General features: G+C 44.3%; 20 protein-coding genes. 11 read left to right on the plus strand and 9 right to left on the minus strand.

Going from position 1 to position 20885, the window contains the following annotated elements; genetic code table 11:
- Positions 1 to 560, minus strand: a 560-nt coding sequence (locus B4F99_RS03085; protein WP_290755253.1) for an ATP-binding cassette domain-containing protein, incomplete at its 3' end; no start/stop codon positions are given.
- 299 nt (positions 561 to 859) lie between these two features.
- On the opposite strand from B4F99_RS03085, the gene B4F99_RS03090 reads away from it, so the two are divergent.
- Entirely contained in the window at positions 860 to 1729 is an 870-nt protein-coding gene (locus B4F99_RS03090) for a prohibitin family protein (protein ID WP_058713675.1), read from the plus strand.
- A gap of 89 nt (positions 1730 to 1818) precedes the next feature.
- Here the strand turns inward: B4F99_RS03090 and pepT are convergent, their stop codons facing one another.
- On the minus strand, positions 1819 to 3054 hold the full coding sequence (gene pepT / locus B4F99_RS03095) for a peptidase T (RefSeq protein WP_214856589.1): 1236 nt from the start codon (positions 3052 to 3054) through the stop codon (positions 1819 to 1821).
- A gap of 109 nt (positions 3055 to 3163) precedes the next feature.
- Here pepT and B4F99_RS03100 point away from each other — a divergent pair, with 109 nt between their 5' ends.
- Positions 3164 to 4156, plus strand: coding sequence for a zinc-binding dehydrogenase (locus B4F99_RS03100; RefSeq protein WP_290755258.1), 993 nt, complete (start codon positions 3164 to 3166; stop codon positions 4154 to 4156).
- Positions 4157 to 4246: 90 nt separating this feature from the next.
- Here B4F99_RS03100 and B4F99_RS03105 read toward each other — a convergent pair whose 3' ends face one another.
- Positions 4247 to 5431, minus strand: a complete 1185-nt coding sequence (locus tag B4F99_RS03105) for a class I SAM-dependent rRNA methyltransferase (RefSeq protein ID WP_290755261.1) — start codon at positions 5429 to 5431, stop codon at positions 4247 to 4249.
- A gap of 196 nt (positions 5432 to 5627) precedes the next feature.
- On the opposite strand from B4F99_RS03105, the gene B4F99_RS03110 reads away from it, so the two are divergent.
- Positions 5628 to 6881: a DNA cytosine methyltransferase gene (locus B4F99_RS03110; RefSeq protein WP_290755264.1), complete on the plus strand. Its 1254-nt coding sequence runs from the start codon at positions 5628 to 5630 to the stop codon at positions 6879 to 6881.
- Between the two features lie 47 nt (positions 6882 to 6928).
- Here B4F99_RS03110 and B4F99_RS03115 read toward each other — a convergent pair whose 3' ends face one another.
- The gene (locus tag B4F99_RS03115; RefSeq protein ID WP_290755267.1) at positions 6929 to 8647 is read right to left on the minus strand and encodes a hypothetical protein; all 1719 of its coding nucleotides are present in this window, start codon (positions 8645 to 8647) and stop codon (positions 6929 to 6931) included.
- 40 nt (positions 8648 to 8687) lie between these two features.
- Here B4F99_RS03115 and B4F99_RS03120 point away from each other — a divergent pair, with 40 nt between their 5' ends.
- The gene (locus B4F99_RS03120; protein ID WP_290755270.1) at positions 8688 to 9506 is read left to right on the plus strand and encodes an HNH endonuclease; all 819 of its coding nucleotides are present in this window, start codon (positions 8688 to 8690) and stop codon (positions 9504 to 9506) included.
- Between the two features lie 84 nt (positions 9507 to 9590).
- On the opposite strand, the gene B4F99_RS03125 is transcribed toward B4F99_RS03120, so the two are convergent.
- The 4 genes from B4F99_RS03125 to B4F99_RS03140 all read right to left on the minus strand — a co-directional run bounded on the left by B4F99_RS03125 (position 9591) and on the right by B4F99_RS03140 (position 12527).
- Positions 9591 to 10037, minus strand: a complete 447-nt coding sequence (locus B4F99_RS03125; protein ID WP_290755664.1) for an OsmC family protein — start codon at positions 10035 to 10037, stop codon at positions 9591 to 9593.
- 80 nt (positions 10038 to 10117) lie between these two features.
- Positions 10118 to 11050, minus strand: coding sequence for an aldo/keto reductase (locus B4F99_RS03130; protein WP_290755273.1), 933 nt, complete (start codon positions 11048 to 11050; stop codon positions 10118 to 10120).
- A gap of 13 nt (positions 11051 to 11063) precedes the next feature.
- Complete coding sequence (locus B4F99_RS03135) at positions 11064 to 11954, minus strand: aldo/keto reductase (RefSeq protein ID WP_290755276.1); 891 nt, start codon at positions 11952 to 11954, stop codon at positions 11064 to 11066.
- 87 nt (positions 11955 to 12041) lie between these two features.
- Complete coding sequence (locus B4F99_RS03140; protein ID WP_290755279.1) at positions 12042 to 12527, minus strand: cupin domain-containing protein; 486 nt, start codon at positions 12525 to 12527, stop codon at positions 12042 to 12044.
- Positions 12528 to 12683: 156 nt separating this feature from the next.
- Between B4F99_RS03140 and B4F99_RS03145 the strand changes: the two genes are divergently transcribed.
- The 3 genes from B4F99_RS03145 to B4F99_RS03155 all read left to right on the plus strand — a co-directional run bounded on the left by B4F99_RS03145 (position 12684) and on the right by B4F99_RS03155 (position 15533).
- On the plus strand, positions 12684 to 12965 hold the full coding sequence (locus tag B4F99_RS03145) for a putative quinol monooxygenase (RefSeq protein WP_290755283.1): 282 nt from the start codon (positions 12684 to 12686) through the stop codon (positions 12963 to 12965).
- Positions 12966 to 13208: 243 nt separating this feature from the next.
- Complete coding sequence (locus tag B4F99_RS03150) at positions 13209 to 14612, plus strand: YfcC family protein (protein WP_290755285.1); 1404 nt, start codon at positions 13209 to 13211, stop codon at positions 14610 to 14612.
- Positions 14613 to 14711: 99 nt separating this feature from the next.
- Positions 14712 to 15533, plus strand: a complete 822-nt coding sequence (locus B4F99_RS03155; RefSeq protein ID WP_290755287.1) for a DUF1028 domain-containing protein — start codon at positions 14712 to 14714, stop codon at positions 15531 to 15533.
- Positions 15534 to 15572: 39 nt separating this feature from the next.
- Here B4F99_RS03155 and B4F99_RS03160 read toward each other — a convergent pair whose 3' ends face one another.
- Positions 15573 to 17210: a glycosyl hydrolase family 28-related protein gene (locus B4F99_RS03160; protein WP_290755290.1), complete on the minus strand. Its 1638-nt coding sequence runs from the start codon at positions 17208 to 17210 to the stop codon at positions 15573 to 15575.
- A 141-nt stretch (positions 17211 to 17351) separates the two neighbouring features.
- Here B4F99_RS03160 and B4F99_RS03165 point away from each other — a divergent pair, with 141 nt between their 5' ends.
- The 4 genes from B4F99_RS03165 to B4F99_RS03180 all read left to right on the plus strand — a co-directional run bounded on the left by B4F99_RS03165 (position 17352) and on the right by B4F99_RS03180 (position 20849).
- Positions 17352 to 18125 (plus strand): hypothetical protein, encoded by a 774-nt coding sequence (locus B4F99_RS03165; RefSeq protein WP_290755292.1) that lies wholly within the window; start codon positions 17352 to 17354, stop codon positions 18123 to 18125.
- 49 nt (positions 18126 to 18174) lie between these two features.
- A complete protein-coding gene (locus B4F99_RS03170) occupies positions 18175 to 18681 on the plus strand; it encodes a hypothetical protein (protein ID WP_290755295.1) in 507 nt (168 codons plus the stop codon).
- Between the two features lie 256 nt (positions 18682 to 18937).
- Positions 18938 to 19921 (plus strand): YhdH/YhfP family quinone oxidoreductase, encoded by a 984-nt coding sequence (locus B4F99_RS03175; RefSeq protein WP_290755298.1) that lies wholly within the window; start codon positions 18938 to 18940, stop codon positions 19919 to 19921.
- Positions 19922 to 19988: 67 nt separating this feature from the next.
- Positions 19989 to 20849, plus strand: coding sequence for a hypothetical protein (locus B4F99_RS03180; RefSeq protein WP_290755301.1), 861 nt, complete (start codon positions 19989 to 19991; stop codon positions 20847 to 20849).
- Positions 20850 to 20885: the final 36 nt, after the last annotated feature.

Raw genomic sequence — 20885 nt, forward strand, 5'->3', positions numbered from 1 at the left:
TCGAGTCCGTTCGTCGGCTCATCGAGTAAGAGAATGTCTGGTTTACCGAACAACGCTTGCGCAAGCAAGACTTTAACTTTTTCAGATCCTGTCAGCTCAGCCATCGTTTTCGAGTGAAGGTCTTCCTTGATGCCGAGTCCTTGAAGAAGCATCGCTGCTTCCGACTCCGCTTCCCAACCGTTCATCTCAGCGAATTCACCTTCGAGTTCAGCAGCACGCATGCCGTCCTCGTCTGAGAAATCTTCTTTCATATAGATGGCATCTTTTTCTTTCATGACTTCATAGAGACGTTTGTGTCCCATCATGACTGTTTCGATGACTTGGAATTCTTCGTATTCATAATGGTTCTGGCGAAGGACGCCTAAGCGTTCGCCTGGTGTGATGATGACATCGCCTTGTTGTGCTTCGATGTCACCAGCGAGAATTTTCAGGAATGTCGACTTACCAGCGCCGTTCGCACCGATCAGACCGTAACAGTTACCTGGCGTGAACTTGATGTTGACGTCTTCGAATAATTTTCGGTCCGCAAAGCGAAGACCGACGTTTTGTACTGTAATCATATAGAGATGAACCCTCGTTTCTAGTAAGTGATGTGCTCATTCGAGTGTACCACAAATCGTGATCTGTCGTAGAGCAGGCAAAGTTCTTTCCATATTAGGACAGAAATTAAAAATAAGCAACCGGACATTTAAAATAATGAAACATTTTCCAGATGGATGCGTAGAAGAAAGTAAGGAATTCGCTAGAGGAGGGGTTAGATGGCCATCTTTTTCACGTTATTGTTTTTCGCCCTCATCGTTTTGCTTGGCATGGAACTCTATCGCTATATCCAAGAAAAGATTGATAAAGGAGATTCAGAATGAGAGAAATCAAACCGAAGAAAAAAATTCGTCCATCGATGATCATCGCCGGTGTACTTGTATTAGCCCTGCTGGCTACAACGCCGTTCGTCGTCGAACAAATCGAACCCGGACAAGTTGGTGTCGTTTATACCCCGTCAAGCGGTGTCAAAGATGAGACGTTATCGCAAGGCTGGCATGTCGTTTCACCGATCACACGGGTGACGGAGTATCCGATCCGTACACAGACGAAATCGCTTGATAACATGACGCTTGCGACTAAAGACGGAAAGAACATCGTCGTCGACTTTACATACAGCTTCTCCGTTTCGCCGGATAAGGTGACAAAAGTCTTCAACAAGTTCGGACCAATCGAAATCGATGAGATTGCCAAAGGTTACTTGAAACAACGACTCTATGATGCATCTCGTGAGCAAATCTCGAAAGTTACCGTCCTCGAACTGTTCGGTGAAAAATCAGGAAACGTCTCGACGAGCATTCAGACGCAGTTTGCAGAAGACGTCAAGGACATCGGGTTCATCATCGAGGATGTCGCACTCGGTGCACCAAAACCAGATGAAAAGACACAGGAAGCAATCGATGCGCGTGTCAAAGCGTCGCAGGAACTCGATAAAAAGAAAACGGATCTTGAAATCGCTAAAGCAGAGGCAGAACGTCTTCGCGTAGAAGCAAAAGGAGCAGCCGATGCGCGTTTGATCGAAGCTCAAGGATTGGCAAAAGCACAAAAAGAATTACAGAAGACGTTGACGAAAGAAATGATTCAATATGAAGCCGTCAAGAAGTGGGACGGGAAATCACCACTCGTCAGTGGATCAGGGAGTATGGTTCAACTACCGATTCCTGACGGTACGACACAAGAAAAAAACTAATTGAAATATGTCTAAGATAAACCGCATAAAGACCACAACGCCAGACATGAAAAAAAGCAGATTCTCAGCGCTGAGAATCTGCTTTTTGATTAGCGCGAAGCTTGTTCAAATCCTTGAGCGATGGCAATGATCACTTGTGTTGCTTTGACCATATTATCGACCGAAATGAATTCAAACTTGCCGTGGTAGTTCTCACCACCGGTAAAGATGTTCGGTGTCGGAAGACCCATGTATGAAAGTTGTGAGCCATCCGTTCCACCACGGATCGGCTTAATGATCGGTGTGATGTCAAGCGACTCCATCGCTGCATGAGCGATATCGACGATGTGCATGTGGGGCTCGATTTTTTCACGCATGTTGTAGTACTGATCGTGTAAGTCGATTTCCACACTACCAGCACCATACTTTTTGTTCCACTCATCGACAAGGGCAGACAAGAAGTGTTTCCGTCCCTCGAAGGCTTCACGATCAAAATCACGAATGATGTAGTCGAGCGTCGTTTTTTCGACCGAACCGTCAAATGAAATCAGATGGAAGAATCCTTCAAAACCATCCGTGAATTCAGGAGACTCTTCTCCGGGAAGACGATCGTGGAACGCCATCGCATGTTTCTGCGAATTGACCATCTTATCTTTTGCTGTTCCCGGATGGACATTTGTTCCGTGGAAGACGATTTTAGCCGCCGCCGCATTAAAGCTCTCGTATTCAAGCTCACCAAGCGGACCGCCGTCGACCGTATAAGCATACGTGGCATCGAACGCTTCGACATTAAAGTGATGTGGTCCACGACCAATCTCTTCGTCAGGTGTGAAGGCAACACGAATACGACCATGCTTAATTTCCGGATGTGAAATCAAATGATGCATGGCTGTCATGATTTCTGCGATTCCGGCTTTATTATCGGCTCCGAGTAATGTCGTCCCATCTGTCGTCATCAAGGTGTGACCGACGTAGTTGTGCAGTGCAGGAAAATCAGTTGGCGATAGAATGACGGATGGCACTTCACTTAACGTGATGGGATGTCCGTCATACGCTTCCACGAGTTGTGGACGGACATTCGTACCTGTGAAGTCTGTCGCTGTATCGAGATGAGCGAGAAAACCGATTGTAGGAATGTCTGCGTCTGTATTGGCAGGTAATGTCGCCATGACATAACCATTATCATCAACGGTGACTTCTTCCATGCCAATTGTCTTTAATTCTTCTACGAGCAAACGAGCTAGTGTCCATTGCCCTTCTGTCGTTGGAACAGTCATACTCTCATAGTTCGACTGTGTATCGACTTTCACGTATGTAGTTAGACGATCAATCAATTCTTGTTTCAAATCAAAAACGTCCCTTCTCGTCATAAGATATCTTCATCATAGCATGAACGACTAATGTGAGAGAATTCTGAATCATGATAGACTAATATTGAAAAAGGGGGAATTCTTCATGAGAGCATTCGTAGTCGATCAGTACGGAAAAAATGCATCACTTACAGAAAAAGACGTCACACCCGAAAAAGCGGGGAAGTACGAATTACGGGTTCAAATCGAGGGGTCAAGCATCAATCCACTTGATACGAAGATGTTTTTCGGACATGTGGCGGCGGCTTCAACGACTGGAATTCTCCAGGGTGATGTAACGGGGAAAGTGATTGAAATCGGGGAGGGGGTGACGTCTTTTTCTGTCGGCGATCGCATCGTCGCATTCGGCGGTGGACTTGGAAAACGCGCCGGTGCGTTAGCGGAAGAAATGCTTGTGCCTGAACAAATGGCAGTCTTACGACCGGAAGGGGTATCGGCTGAGGTTGCTGGTTGTTTACCGGTGATTGGATTGACAGCAATGGAAATTTTAAAAGAGCGAATCGCGATTACCCCAGGAATCCGCGTATATGTAGCAGGCGGAACGGGTGGAGTAGGACATCTTACCGTTCAACTTGCTCGTCATTATGGGTGTGACGTCACAGCGAGCGCCTCTTCTGACGAGAAGGCAGCTTGGCTAGAAGCAAAAGGGATTCACGTTCACCGGTACAAGGAAGAATCAGCTGAAACATTGCTCAAACGACTCGATCTGGATGGATTCGACGTCATCATTGATACAGTCGGTGGTGACCATTTACAAGAATCGTTCATACTCGCAAAAGAGCGGGGACGCATCATTTCGATCGCGACACGGACGACACAAAATTTAACGATGATGCATAGTAAAGCCTTGTCACTTGAAGCTGTGTTCGTCGCGCTTCCGTTGCTGAAAGGAAAAGTAGAGGAGATGAAACAACAGCAACGTCACTTATCAGAACTCATGCATTTAGTGAAAGAAGGAATGATTGAAATACGGATTGAAGAGCAGATTCCCTATGAACGCGATGCGTTGAACGATCTCTATCAACGATTTGATCGAACATCACACTTTGGTAAAGTGAGTGTATATCCAACCCATTAAAAATGATTCTCCATTCATTTTACATTTCCTGTTAAAAATATAAAAAATCCGTTACTGAAAAATTCAGTAGCGGATTTTTTAGATAACACGTCATTTACGGCGAACAAGAATACTTTTTGGAGCGAGTTGTGGCATGGAAGGAGGAGTCGGGAAATCTTTCTGCTCCGGCTGCTCCCATACGACTTCAAATTTTTGACGCAACTTGTTGAACGCCTGCTCCACAGCTTTTTTCAATTGTGACGCATCAAGAGCGGGACTATCTGTCGTAATCGCAAGCAGTCCTCCGCGATTCGTTAAATGAATGACTTTTTGGATCCAAAGGGCGAGATCCTGTTCGGTCCGAAACTGACGTGTTCGTGTATTGACTTGTACGGGTGGATGGAACAAGACTACGTCAAAACGAGTCTTCTTATCCGCTTGTTCGATGTAGTCGAACGCATCCTGAACTAAAATCTTCTGTTTCTCAGGAGTAAAACTGTTCAACACAAGATTATCTTTTGTCTTATTTCGACTACGTGTCGAGAAATCAACGCTTGTCGTTTGAGCAGCCTCACCATAAAGGGCCGCTACCGTTAATGTTCCTGTATCAGAAAAGAGATTAAGTACGGTTTTTCGTTCGACGGAATCGAGAAGGATTCGGCGAAGTTCACGTTGGGCAATGTCAAAACCAGTCCGCATACCAGCATCCAAGTCATACTCATACAACACACCGTATTCTTGTGCGACTTCAGGAAAATCGCCTCGTTCCCCTTTCAAAAAGTCGTCGCCTTTGACGGGTTGAAGATCGACGAGGAAATCTCGTTTTTCATAAATGCTCCTGTAATTCAGTAGTGATTCAAGAGCTTCAAGAATCAGTGGACGGAATGTATAGATGCCTTCATTTTCGAATGTAATAAGGTAATGATGATCATAACAATCAATTGTCAAACCACCGATACCATCTCCTGCACCGTTAAAGATACGGAAGGCTTCTGAATACTCTTCAAAAAATTCGTTTCGTTTGTCTAATGCTTGTTCAAAAAGTTGTTTGAAGAAGTCGACATCAATCGCTTCTTGCTCGTCCATGGAGAGAGTCCAACCGACACCTTTTTCTTGCTTGCCAAAATAACCAGTCGCGAGGTATTCTTTATGTTCTGTCATCAGATGGAGCAGTCCGCCTGCCTCTTTGACATGTTGTAAGGCTTCGAACATTTCCTTGCGTAATGCGGGATACCCGCTTCGAATCGATTCAATCCATTCTGGTTTGACAACGATCGGATAAAGTTCACGAGACATGTAAGTTTCCTCATTTCTACTTGTGGATAAGTGGCATAATTATACCATAAATGTAGTTATCCACATGTGGATAACTGGTATATAAAAGAAGCGATGTCTTTAAAAGCAATTATTCTACGATTTAATCAGAACGCTGGCCTTTTAACGGATGCTCGCTTATAATAAAGGCAAGAGGATGTTGCCAGGAGGTAAACCTATGAAATTAAACGAACGAGGACGAGCAAAATACCGTCCTTTAACTGAATATGAAGAGATTGATGTCAAAAATGTACTGTTCGAAAAAATCCAGGAAGAAACAAATCGTATTTTTGAAACAGACGATACCGCTTTTTTTTCTGATATCAAACGCTCAACAAAAGCACATAGTGTGATTAGTCTGTTTTCTGGAGCGGGAGGATTAGATTTAGGATTAGAACTTGCTGGACTTGTTAGTCTGTACGGAGAAGATGTCATTGAACGAGTTTTTCAATCAAAAGAAGCTTTTGAGAAATTAATATCAAAAGGAAACGTAACAGAGACGATTTTTTCAAATGACATGTTTCGAGAATCTGCCGTCACATATAAGATGAACTTTTCGACAGACGTCTTTCAAGATAGTCGAGATATACGAAAGATCAAACACTTTCCTGAATGTGATGTCATACTTGGTGGATTTCCTTGCCCTGGATTCAGTTCAGCTGGTCCACGTCTAATTGATGATGAACGTAACTTTTTATATATCCATTTCATTCGGGCGATCATGCAAGCACGACCTAAAATATTCGTCGCTGAAAACGTAAAAGGACTATTAACTTTAGGAAAAGGTGAAGTAGCACGCCAAATTATTGAAGACTTTGCTGCGGCAGGTTATGAAGTGAGCTATCAACTTGTCAATGCACGGGATTACGGGGTGCCGCAACTTCGAGAACGTGTCTTTATCATTGGTGTTCGAAAGGATGTCTCGTTTAAATATACATTCCCGAAAGCTACGCACGGTCCTCTAGGGAAGTATCCTTATGTGACTTTAGAAGAGACGATTGCAGATTTACCGCAGGAACCAACTGATGTGTATAGTGGTGGTTTTTCTCCGATGTACTTATCTCGTAATCGTAAAAAGCAGTGGACGGAGCAAGCCTTTACGATTCAAGCGTCCGGCAGACAGGCACAATTATGGCCGGGCGGTGAGGCGATGCAAAAGATAGGTAAAGATGAATGGAGTCTAGTAGGTTCTAATCGTCGTATGAGCGTTCGAGAATCGGCGCGTATCCAAACGTTTCCGGATTGGTTCGAATTTTACGATGGTGGCAACATGAAAACACAACTAAACAATCGGTTAGATAAGCAGTACAAACAAATTGGTAACGCTGTACCGGTACTCTTAGCATTGCGTATTTTGCAACCAATCACAGATTGGTTGAAATCAGAGGAATTGGTTGTAGAACAATCGGAACAACAACTGAAACTCTTTTAAGTGTAAAATGGACCTGCTCTTTGATGAGTAGGTCCGTTTTTTTAGCACTATGAGACGGAACGTTCACACGATAATTTAAGGGACGACCATCCATGAGAGGCACCAGCACTGAACTTAACTCGAAAGTTCAAGTATTCGTTACCGTTGGACCAAGTCAAGCGTGTCGTAGTCGATGAATGTTGAGATACATGAATATGCCCTCCGACTTCAATCGGTGGATGAATGGAGCACGTTAAACTTTGATAAAAAGAGACAATCGATAAATTCGTTCCAATCATTTTTTTTAATCCAGAAACAAGAGACGTTTGTGAAGCGATGGAAAGGTGTCTTGTGATTTCGTTCGATACCTCAGAGAGGACTTCCTGACGTGAAATCAATCCGACCAAGTACTTTTCTTTTATCCTTGCAATGAACTCCTGCATTTCGTCGAAAACATCAAAATATTGATAAGAAAGGATCGTACCAGCACCTGGATTTTTAATCGTCATGACAGAATTATGCGCTTTTAGTGCTTTTAAGGACAGGGGAAGCTCAATCAAGGTTTGTTCATGTCGAAGAGTGAGTAAGATGTCTGCTGTTTCTAATTTATTCGCGACATAGCTATCTGATACGAGTTGAACTTGTTCAATCTGAGACTTACCATATACATCTTTTAGGTATTGAAGTAACACAGAAGTTGTAACGTGAGCATTATCAATAAGTTGTTGCATTACGTTTGGTTCAAGATACGAATAGTAAGCTGTTAATGTCTGATGGACTTGAGTAGGATCGACTAAATGAATCGTTGGATCGTGTTTGATGAATTGATATAACGTAAGGACTTCATGACAGCGACCGATGGCATTACTTTTATTTGAATGAGTAAGTAATGTATGAGTATGTAGAGAATCTTCAAAAGCATTTAACCACTTTGCATTGAGTTGCTTCGTTTTTTGTTGAAATTGATTCGTTAATTCACGAGTATGCGATAGCTTCGTCGCTAATTTAATGGAAGATGTCAAAGAAGACTCGAACTTGAATCGAAGCTCGAGTTCATAGTCGTCCACTAAGATATGAATCGATGAATTATTCTTTTTCAACAAATGTACGGATTTGAATGTTTGAATTGTCTGTTGTTCTAGTTTGATTTCAGAGGTTTCTTCGATGAATATGACTTTATATTCTTCAATCATCGATAGATGCTTGAAACCTCTAAAAAAATCAGATTGCTGCTCATTCAGGCTATCAAAAAGGAGCGAATAACAATGATCTCGAATACTTTCTAAGAATCGTTTACGATAGGCTTTAAGTATGGTCTCATCTAACTGCAATGCATGAATTGATTTTTTTAAAGCTACTTCTGACACATATAAATCAGTTATTCCGTGGTGTATCGCAATATCTTTGAAAAGATTAGAACGCGCCTGATCCAGTAATGCGTTGAATGTATGTTGAGCCTCTATTAAACTAAAATACTTGCTTAAGAAGGATTTAGCACCAGGATTTTTAGGTTGAATCGTTGTATTTTTCTTAAGGTAAAATAAATGAATCGGATAAACATGTTCGTCTTGATAGATATATAAATCAGCATGATGATCAGCACGTTCAAAATCAAATTTAGTTTTGACTTCACTCGTTCTCGGAAATTGGGTGAATAAAAATTGAGCAACGATTGTTGCGGGATGTTGTTCTTGTGAAAGAGATGATTGCTCTTGAATCAATTGTTCTAAATACATCGCAACATCTTTCGTATGTTGGTTTCCTAAAAATTTTTGTTTTCTTATCATGAATACAATCCTCCAAATGAAGCGAGAGTAGGGATAGATCGTGCAAAAAGACATTGTAAGTGTAATGAAAAAGTTAACAAAAGAGTGGTTAAAATCGTTGTCTGATCAATATAATGTATCATTTAAATCAGAAAAGAATAAGCAAATTTTAGATGGGAAACGTATCGGAATAAGAGGGGCAACGGGTGGAATGTATGGCATCCGAGATACGAAAATAACCGAATATGATTACCTTATTTTTTGTATTACCAATGAGGAAGAATTAGTCAGAATAAACGATATACAATTTGTATGGCTGAATCAAAATGAAGTAATTAACCTAAAAAAAGATCTGAACGGATCAGATAAATCATTTAAGCTGGAAAAATTTCACCCCTTTATGACCTTTGATACTTTCGAAAGCAAATTTAAAGAATACTTTGCTTTTCCAACAGAGTACTATACAGACGAAAGTGAAGTACTTAACTCGCACATTGCTGAAAGTCTACTAGAAGATGAGCGTTATACAGAAGGCGAAAAGCGACTCGCCACGCATTACATAACAGAGCGAAATGCAAAAGTAGTTAAAAAAGCAAAAGAACAGTTTGCAATTAAACATGCTGGTCAATTATTCTGTGATATTTGTGCGATGAATTATGAGGAAGTTTATGGAGTTATCGGGAAAGGTTACATTGAAGCGCATCATAAAAATCAATTAAGTATAAGTGGTATAACAGATACTCAAACTGAAGACTTAGCTCTATTATGTGCAAGTTGCCATCGAATAATTCATAAATTAATGAGACAAGATGAAAATGCTTCTTACGAGATGCTAAAAAGGAAGATACAAGGTTCTTTGAAAACTCCTTATCGTTATTGAGTTCAGTAAAAAATACTCCTTTAACTGTGATTTAGAAAATGCATAGTTAAAGGAGTATTTGATTTCTAATTGTTGAAAATTAACTTACACGCGCTCCACAACAGCCTCAAGCGATACTTTGACATTACCAGCCAGTGCCCGCGTAATCATACACGAACCTTCCGCTTTTTCAGCGAGACGTTGCGCCTTCTCTACATCACGATCTGACAGATCGGTTGGTAATAAGAGTTTCGGACGATGAATGATCGCATCGTATGTGAAGACGCCGTTCGTGACATCAACGATGCCTTCAGATTCCATCGTTAAGGAGACTTTTGGGATGTTACTACGCTCAAGCATTGCGGCAAGCGTGATGATATAGCATGTAGCAGCTGCCCCAAGCAACATCTCATCTGGATTCGTGCCAACCCCTGGACCATCCATAGCGTCCGGAATTGAAATTTTTGTTTTTAACTCACCTGTCTCGATCTGACCGACATCATTGCGATTTCCCGGCCAGTCTGCAGTTAAATGAAAATGGTGCTTCATGATCAATCGCCTCCATGCCTCTATCATACGAAGTTCAGTATGATTTTTCGCCTATTCTGCTCATGTGCATAAGAAGAGAACGATCAGCTAAAAATTTGGTCGATTTTTTCAATATCCTCTTGCGATAACTGAACGTCTAACGTACGCAACGTATCTGTCACCTGATCCGGTCGTTTCGCACCAGGAATGATGGCATCGATGCCATCTTGTGCCAAATACCATGCGAGTACGACGTGTGCGACTTCCGCATTGTGCGCTTCTGCGATCGGACGCAGTTGATCGACTTTTGCGAGGTTTTGTTCGAAGACGTCTTTTTGGAACAACGGGTCGTTTTTTCGTAAATCATCAAACGTCGTCTCTTTCGTATATTTCCCTGCCAATAATCCAGCGGCGAGTGGGAAGTACGGAACGAAGGACATACCGTTCTCAACGATGTACGGAAGTAACTCTTTTTCCGCATCCCGTTTAAACAGATTGTATTCTCCTTGATAGACGTCGACATGTCCGTCCTTGTTCGCTTCCTTCAGTTGTTCGAGTGAAAAGTTCGAGACACCAATCGCGCGAATTTTTCCTTCTTTTTTCAGTTCAGCAAGTGCAGCGACGGCTTCGTCCTTCGGTGTCGATTCATCTGGGAAATGGATGTAATATAAATCGATATAGTCTGTTTTAAGACGTTTTAAACTCTCTTCGACCGATTGACGGAGAAAGTCAGGTGAGTTGTTCATGACGACTTTTCCGTCAACGAACTGATGCGCACCTTTCGTCGCGAGGACGACATCTTCTCGAGCGACCGTGTCGTGCCAGACTTCACCGACGAGTTCCTCCGAACGTTCTGGTCCGTAGATGAAAGCTGTGTCGAGGAAATTGATCCCTTGCTGTAACGCGACACGAACGAGATCGCGTCCTGCTTGCTCATCGAGATTTGGATACAAGTTGTGTCCGCCGACAGCATTCGTACCGAGACCGATTGGGTGAACGAATAGGTTAGATTGACCGAGTTGAACATGTTTTGTCATGAAAATGACCTCCTTAAACGATATCGAGTGGTTCTTTTTTTGTTGGTGCTGGGAACGCTTGATCAAGTGCAGCTAGCTCTTCTTTTGTTAAATTCAAAAGTGCGGCGCGACCGTTGGCTTCGACATGATGTGCTTGTCCTGCTTTAGGAATTGCGATGACGTCACCTTCACGCATCGCCCAAGCAAGTAAGATCTGTGCAGGTTCAACACCATGTGTCTCAGCGATTTCCTCGACGGTCTGATGATTCAGGAGTTGATCACGCAGTGAACCACCTTCAGCTAGTGGGCAATACGCCATTACTGGAATACCATGTTCGCGTAGTAACGGGAGCAGTTCATACTCGATTCCGCGTGAGCCGAGGTGATAAAGTACCTGATTGACAGCACACTGGTCACCGTTTGGCAGTGCCAACAGTTCTTTCATGTCTGATACGTCAAAATTCGATACACCCCAACGGCGAATCTTGCCCTCTTGTTTTAAGGCTTCCAGTCCTTCAACGGTTTCCTTTAGTGGAATGTCACCACGCCAGTGAAGAAGATAGAGATCAAGATAATCCGTACCGAGACGTTCAAGCGATTTGGAACAAGCTTTTTTTAACGCTTCCCCACCAGCATGATGAGGATAGACTTTCGAGACGAGAAAGACTTCTTCTCGTCGATCAGCGATCGCGTCGCGAATTAATTCTTCAGAGGCGCCTTCCCCGTACATCTCTGCCGTATCGATGAGTTCCATTCCGCTATCGAGACCGACACGGAGTGCTTCGATTTCTGCTTCGTGCTTCTCCGACTCTTCCCCCATCCGCCACGTGCCTTGTCCGAGTGCCCGAACATGTGTCTGATCGGGAAACGTCACTGTTTTTTGCTTTAATGCAGCGAGTATCAACGTCTTTTCTGTTGTGTTCATCGTTCTTCCTCCTTTAAATAGAGAGACAATAGTAGGGTTTACCACGCGAACTCCGAACAAAAACGTCTTCTTCATAAGAAGGAGATGTCACCAATGCTCAAATAAAGGACCGTGATCACCGAGTACAGGATCTTGACCGGGACGTATCACCTGACGAATCCGTTGAAGATTTTCCGGACGTTCACTTGTTTGACCTGTCAGTGTGTCGTAGTCTTGACCATTCGGATAGGCACCGATCACACGGAAGTGTCGACTTGTATCAAGCGCTTTGTGTCCTGTGCCTGCAGGAAGTAAGAGAACGTCTCCACTCGTCAAGGTAAAGGTCTTACCGAGTGGACCACCGAGTTGGACGGTCGCATGTCCTTCGAGGATACCAATCACTTCATGGGCGATGCTATGATAATGATGAAAATCAAAAATGCCATCCACCCAGCTATTACGCCAGTCATGCGAATGGAAAGTCTGTTCGATGCGTGACGGTTCTTCAAATGCATGCCGATAAATCAAGACCGGAAAATTAGGGTTATTCGGAATATGTCCGTCATCCTCAAAGTAAAATACCTCCACACGCATCTTCGTTGCTCCCTTCCCTGATGTGGTACAAAGTAATAATTCCCTCTGTAATTACCCGTAATTAAATATCATCAATCGTCCGAGCATCTTTATGGCGTAACGAATCGGGAGGTGCTACGATGCTTAAGTTAATGAAATTACAAAGGAGGCTTTCCGATGATCGCCATCGAAGCAAAGTTAGAAGTACAACCCGCAAAACGAGAAGAATTTTTAGCAGCAACTAAAACGTTAGTAGCAGGGTCGCGTGCTGAAGCTGGAAACATCAGCTACGATCTGTTCCAAAGTACAGAAGACGAAAATGTCTTCATGATGATTGAAAAATGGGAAGATCAAGCTGCGATCGAAGCTCATAACACAAGTGCTCATTTCAGACAGTTCGTTGCATTTGCTCAAACAGCTCTTGCTAAACCATTAGACGTTCAATCATTCCAAGCATAATGAAACGAGTTAGGAACTGATGTGATGTGACACATAAGGAAGGTATTCTAGGTTTTATGACCTAGGGTATCTTTCTTTTTTTGTTTTATACAACGCGCTCCTTCGCTAGTTCATCTTTAGATGGAGATTTGACTAAAAATGTCCCACTTTTCTTTTACAATCACATAACATTTCATTAAAACTGTTAGTTTTTCCCTGAATAGGGCATTATTCTTATAAAGACACGAAAAGGAGGCTTTTATCATGAATGATCGAACAGATGCCACACGGTCGAAGCAATCATTCTTCAAGATGCCTCATACATATGCCATCATCATGGCGATTCTCATTATTTCAGTCATCTTGACGTACACGCTTCCAGCAGGACAATTCGACCGTGAAAAACAGGATGGTCAGACCGTCGTTATCGATGGTACCTATCGCGCGGTGGAGTCTGCACCTGTCACTTTCTTTGGTTTATTCGAAGCAATCCCGAAAGGAATGGAAGCAGGCGCTGCGATCATCTTTTACATTTTCTTAGTCGGTGGTGTCTTTGGCATCATTCGTCAAACGGGTGCCATCGAAGCGGGAATCAATCAATTGATTCGTCGGTTTGGTCAAAAGGGACACATCATGATTCCAATGACGATGTTCGTCTTTTCGATTGCCGGAGCAACGATCGGGATGGCAGAGGAAACAATCATCTTTGTACCGATTGGTATCATGCTCGCACGTGCACTCGGTTATGACGCGATGACAGGAGCTGCAATCGTTAGTTTAGGAGCGGCGGTTGGTTTTGCCGGCGGGATGCTGAATCCGTTTACGGTAGGTGTTGCTCAATCGATCGCGGAAGTTCCACTCTTTAGCGGTCTTGGTTATCGAACCGCCGTTTATATCGTTTTCTTAGTCGTAACGATTCTTTATGTCATGACTTACGCACGGAAAGTCAAACAGGATCCGACGCGTAGCCTCGTTTATGATCTCGAACAACGTCGTGCGGAAGAAGCAGCAACGACGATTTCACGCTTTTCGAAACGTCATGCTTTTGTTTTACTGATTTTGATCGGTGGAATCACGCTCAACGTCATCGGAATTTTCGAGTGGGGCTGGTATTTGACGGAACTGACAGCCTCGTTCTTGATCATTGGACTGATTGCTGGGATCATCACACTCGGTGTGAACGGTACTTTTGAGAGTCTGATTGACGGAGCGAAAGCCGTGACGTTCGGTGCATTGATCGTTGGCTTTGCCCGTGCCATTGTCGTCATTCTTGAAGAAGGTCGTGTCATTGACACGGTCATTTACGGCTTATCGAATGCCGTAGGACATTTACCAACGTTCTTCGCTGTCATCGGAATGTACATCGTACAACTAATCACGAATTTCTTCATTCCATCGGGGAGCGGGCAAGCCGCGACGACGATGCCAATCATGGCACCTTTATCTGACTTACTCGGTATCGAGCGTCAAGTAGCTGTCTTAGCATTTCAATACGGAGATGGATTGACGAACATGATTTTTCCGACAAGTGCGCATTTGATGGCGTTTCTTGCGATCGCAGGTATTCCGTATGAGCAATGGTTACGTTTCGTCTGGAAACTCTTCGCGATTTGGATTGCTTTAGCATGTGCCGCCTTATTACTTGCTGTGACGCTCGGTATTCAATGAAGTCGACCTTTCGGACATCTGTCCGGAAGGTTTTTCTGTTGCAGGAATCGGGAAGCGTTATCACGAACGGGTAGAGAAGTGACTAAAGGGGGAACTGAAGTGACATATTCAATCGTTGGTTATTGCGAAAAAGAACAAGCGTGGGGTGTTGCTGTCCAATCGAAATTTTTAGCTGTTGGGAGTGCTGTTCCGTTTGCGAAAGCGGGAGTAGGTGCTGTAGCAACACAATCATTTGCAAATACGACGTATGGTCCTGAAGGGTTGCAGATGATCGAACAAGGCGCTTCAGCGGATGAAGTGCTTCGTCGATTAACGGAAGCGGATGAAGGGCGAGCAGATCGTCAAGTCGGAATCATCGATGCGCAGGGCAAAAGTGCGACTTTTACGGGAGAGAGATGTAACGACTGGGCAGGCGGAATTGCGGGGAAACATTTTGCGGCGCAAGGGAATATTCTTGTAGATGGCAATACGGTCAAAGAGATGGCACGTGTCTTTGAATCGACGCAAGGGCCACTCGCAGAACGGTTGTTGCGTGCGTTGGCTGCGGGGCAAGCAGCAGGCGGGGACTCGCGTGGGATGCAATCAGCAGCACTGCTCGTCGTCAAGGAAGGTGGCGGATACGGTGGATTCAACGATCGCTATATTGATCTACGTGTTGATGATCACCCGAGTCCAATTGAAGAACTCGAACGCATCTATCAATTGCACACACTTTACCTACAACCGAGTAAGCCGGAAGAAATCAAGCCCATCGATGATGCGTTAGAGTCGGAGTTGATGGATAAATTATTGACACTTGGCTACCGCGGTGATTTTGAAGAAGCGCTCCGGACATATCTGCATACGGAAAACTTTGAGATGCGCGAACAAGCGGATCGTGCGATTGATACACGTGTCCTTGCGTATATTCGATCCCAATGAAAACGACAGGATGGACCACGGTCCATCCTGTCGTTTTGTTCATGCTTGCGTCGACTGAGCACGAATCGGTACTTTAAATCCGGTCGCGATGAACCGTTCCATTTCCGGTTCCGATTTAGCATTCAAGCCAACTGTCCCATCTCCTTTTAGTGCCACATTCGTTAACTTGACGCGATGGATGTCAGGACCGATCGTAATCCCGTGTTTGGCAGAATCCTCGATCCGGATATCCCGAAGGCATACATCCTCAGCTCCGTTTTCTCCACCAAAGATTTGGATATCCGTTTTCGCGTGGCGAAATCCACTCATTTTTAACTGACTGATCGTAACGTTGCGTGCTTTATATTGAATTCCGATCATTGGCTGTTCTTGGTAGTCATAATACGGATCTCCTAGCACCGTGAAATCATGAATAACGACATTACGATAAGCGGAAACGACGAGTGCGCGTGGTTTTGAATTCGTATATAGCTCCGTATATTGAGGAGTCTGAGCAATCAAGCGTGTTGCGATGATATTGTAAGCCGTCTGAGACGTTGGATCACTTGCTTGATGATGCCCGATATGACGAAAATTAAAGGCACGGTGGTCATCAATTGATAAATGACCAACGATTTTAACGGTTGAGGCAGCAGAAGAGGTCGCATGCGCCTTGATTTCAAGTCCACCGAAGCAACGACTTGATGCGTTATTGAATAACCAGATATCGCGTGACCCATCATCGATTTCAATCCCATTCGAATTGGAAAAACCTTCTGCATGGGCACGTCCACTTGGGTCATGCATAAAGCAGTTTGAGATGAAGAGATGGTCACTATGATGCGTCGTGATCCCGTCGTCTCCGAACCCGTAACCGGTTAATCCATCGAACCAGATGAATGAACTACTTAAGTTCGCTCGAGCACTGTCCCCGTTGTAATTGTAATACGGTGTCGAGATATCAAAACAATGGAGTCCTGGATTGACAGCTTCGACATCAAAGACCCAACCATAAGTGACGTGCGCATATGTGAGACAACTGGAATGATTGCCCCATGTGCTACTTTTCTTTGCGTCACCGATTCGTTTGATGTTCCAATCAAGCGTCATTTTCTCAACAAGCAGGTGATGATTGCCAAGGAGATAATTTTGGTTCGTCACAAGACGTCGTCCTTTAGGTGCGTCATCGTGCATCTTTATAATCGTTTTCCCTTTGCCAGCTCCCGTTAAAATCGTATAACTAGGCAAACGAATTCCTCGAACGATGTACGTACCGGCTGGGACATGGACTTGTCGATGTCCATCACCGAGCGCTTCGATGAACGCTTGTGTATCATCGGTCTGTCCATCACCGACCGCACCATAGGAAGTGATATCAACGATTTCGACTTCACTGATCAAACGTTCGAATTCATGATTGAGCCGCCCGAACCAACTCGGTCGAATCTCATCGTGTGGCGTTACGAAAGCTGGTGTCAGCGGTAGGATATGTTTATCACGGTTTGTCAAAAATAACGGTGAGATCATCGAACGAAGTGTTCGACTGAGGTTAGGATCACGTCGTGGTGCAATAAATGTACTATCGTGTAGTAGTTGTTCTGCTTGTCGAACAGCCTGTTCGTTGCTTGATGTTTCAACGTATTCTTGAATCAGCGCCGCATTTTGATACGGATCATGCGTGTGATCGAGTTTCAACATGAAATAGTTCTCCTCTCTGAATAGGTCTGTCTACCTTTTCCCCTCTAATTGAACAATCACTCCTTGTTTCATAACATCCATAAAAATACACTAAAAATATACAGTTGGATTATAATGGATTTATGAAAAGGAGGGCTTTTGATGTCACTTCGCAAACGACTCGTAATTGGTATCGGATTGATTTTGCTGATATTAGGGATCAGTAAGCCGCTGACGGAAGCGGCTTTTCAAGCATTGAAGCCACAAGCGATAAAGATGTCAGAAGTCGAAACGAATGGATCGTGTAAACCGAACTGCAATAGAAACGGTAAGCTGTTACATATTCCGTTTCTTTCGTGGTTGCCTAAAAAGCAGATGAAGAATGATGAAGATCTACGGGTTTGGGACACGAATCAAAAGCCGAAGAAGCAGAAAGACCTCAAACCGAAAAAGAAACAGAATAAGGTCATCACTGTAGGAATTAAAAACGCCGAGCGAGGTACGAACGAAAAAGGGGGATCGTCCTCATCGGTGTTACTGATGAGCCTGCTTATTCTACCTCTAGTCATAATAGGCTATATCGTTTGGCGGAAACGTCGAAAGACGAAGAAACAGGACGAGGAATCGATAAGAGCTGACATCTCGTTACAGCCCTTAGCCAAAAACTTTGTTTTAACTGAAAATCCGGTCGAGCTACCAGATGCCTGGATTCGTAAACAACTCATCCAGTTCAATCACATACTCCCGACCCGCTTACGGCGACATGATACAGAAACACTTCAGGAATGGTGCCTGCGTATCGGATTCCAACCGTCACATGTCCTAATAAAAGCCTATCTCTTAGAACGCTATACAGACAGAGCTACTACGATATCGGAGATGGACAAGCAAACGATTCAGGGGGAATTTGGAGCCTTCGTCCATCAGTTTGATTGAAACCTTTTGAAAGGAATGACGTAAATGGAACAGGAAAGGGGAGTTGATGATGTACCTAGCAGATGCCGTGAAATTAAAGAGTATTCTGAGGAAACAGCTTGATCAGCTGATTGAAGAGATGGAGCGCGTAGCGTTCATTGATTTAGAAAAGGGAGAAGCACTCCCCGCACAACAAGACCGGAGCTTAACCGACGTCGAATCCGCCATGGACATCGTGCGTCATGATATGCGAGTCTTGGATCGTCTCGTCTACGCGGCGAATCTAGAAACTGTCATCGTGACGGATGAAGGAGAAATGCCGCTCGTCGAAGCAATCGAGTGGGCGACCCAATTGCGGGCAAAGGCACAAAATTATCAGATGCTCGCAAGTCGACCAAAACGCGAGTTCCAATACGGATTTGAAGGGACGACGATCATTCGTCATGCCTTATACGATCCAGATGTCTATCGCTTAAAAGCGGAGGAAGTGGAACGGCAAGCACACAAAGTATCGAATGCGATCAATGCCGCGAACTATCAAACGACAATTGACTTTGATGGTGGACGTTATATGTAACTCCTTGACGTGGTGAGACTCCACGTCAAGGAAAGGGGACGGACCTCAATTTTCCTCTGTGGAGAAGAGATGGCGACGGCAAACCGATGACCATGAACCATTGACAGACTGACCTGTTACCTTTGACCACCTATGGAACGCTGATGTTTTTTTCCGTCCCCCGCTCCCTGTCGTTTCTTTGAGAAACGACAGGGATTTTTAGTGTGTCGATGGAAACAACAGGGTATAGAGAAGCACAAGAGAAAGGAGAGACATCATGAAACACACTTTTTCAGCATTCGTCGTACGAGAGGTGGACGGGAACTATGAAGGGAAAGTTGAGGCGAAACAATTCGATGATTTACCGGAAGGAGACGTCTTAATTCGTGTCACGCATTCCTGTATCAATTATAAGGATGCCTTATCGATGTCGGGTAATAGAGGAGTGACGAAATCCTATCCGCACACACCAGGCGTTGACGCAGCAGGATATATCGAACAAACGACAGATGCACGGTTTCAAACCGGTCAAGCGGTCGTCGTCAATGGCTTTGATTTTGGAATGAATACCTCGGGCGGATTTCAAGAATACATACGTGTACCAGCCGATTGGGTGACGCCACTTCCAGAATCCATTCGTCCATTAGAAGCGATGCGGCATGGAACGGCAGGATTGACAGCAGCACAATCGGTCGATGAACTGTCACGAATTGTCTCAAAGGAGACAGGACCCATCCTTGTGACTGGAGCGACAGGAGGTGTCGGTACGATTGCGATCGCCTTACTGATTCGATTAGGCTATACAGTACACGCCGTAACCGGAAAACGAGTAGAACAAGAACGATTACTTAAAAAAGGTGTGGCGGAGGTATTAGACCGCACTACGTTCTTAGAAGAAACAGACCGTCCATTAAAAAAAGGAACGTACGCAGGTGTCATTGATACGGTAGGGGGTCCATTGCTCGCATCCGTCATTCGCTTCGTACAGTATGGTGGTGTCGTGACGACATGTGGTAACGTCGGTGGGGCAGAGATGACGCTGACAGTCTATCCCTTCATTCTGCGTGGCGTTCGTTTGATCGGAATCGATGCGGTACAAACACCGATTGCATATCGAGAGATCTTATGGCAACGGCTGGCCGATGAGTGGCGTGTCGATCTTGAATCAGAAGTCGACGTCAAAACACTGAACGACTTACCTAAAATCGCAGAAGCTCTGCTGACTTCTCGTCATCGTGGTCGAACTGTCATCGAAATTTAAATATTTCGAGTAAACATTGGTGGTATAGTGGGGAAAAACTGTGTCGACTTTTCAGGAGGAACCATACATGAGTGAACACCAACAAGAACGACAGTCTCGACAAGAACGACGGAAACAGAAACGCAATCGCCGAGGGATTGCGTTTGGTGGTATTTTAGCAACGCTATTCATCGTAGGTGGCTGGTTGTATATGTTGACGAATAATGATGCCTCTCAAGCAACATCGACGCTTGAGAAGCCGAAAACGACGGATCAAGCAACGAAAAACGAAAAGTCGAAAAAAGAGACAGCCTCGACAAAGGATCCAAAAGAAGCGAAAAAAGAGAAGAAGAAATCAAAGAAAAAGGCGGCAGAGTATGCGCAAGCAGCTTGGGTGACACGTCCGTTCGCGAACGTCTATCGCGATGCAAGTCGAAGTAGTGTCATCTATAAAGCAGATTTAGGTGATGTCTATGAGGTATTGGATGCAAAAGACGGAATGGTCCACTTGAAACTCAATGATAGTATCGAAGGGTATTTGCCTGAGACCGATGTCCGATTAGAAGCACCAAAAGGAACATCAGATAAAGCAGTCCTTACGGCACTGTCGCAAGCAGTTGCCAACCAACCGATTGATAAGCCGGAGCAGTATCTCGGAAAACCAATTGCTGACTTCGAAGCAAAATATGGTGCTGTTGGTAATACGCAACAGGACGCGGTCAATACCTATTACTTCTCGAACGCCGGATACCTGCTCGTCGTCTCGGACGGAATCATTGAAGCGATCGACTGGACGAATGCCTCAACGAACGCCTTGTCAACGCTCGGTGAACCTGTCGTCGATACAAGCTATGGGACATGGTACGAGGGAGAATCTTTACAATTGAAAGTATTCCCGGACAACGGAAAGATGCGCTTACGTCTTGCCCGTGATCCTGGACAAGACTAATGGAAAGACGGATTTGCTCCAAGCGAATTCGTCTTT

The organism is Exiguobacterium sp. UBA3491, from assembly GCF_002377745.1.
Lineage (GTDB): Bacteria > Bacillota > Bacilli > Exiguobacteriales > Exiguobacteriaceae > Exiguobacterium_A.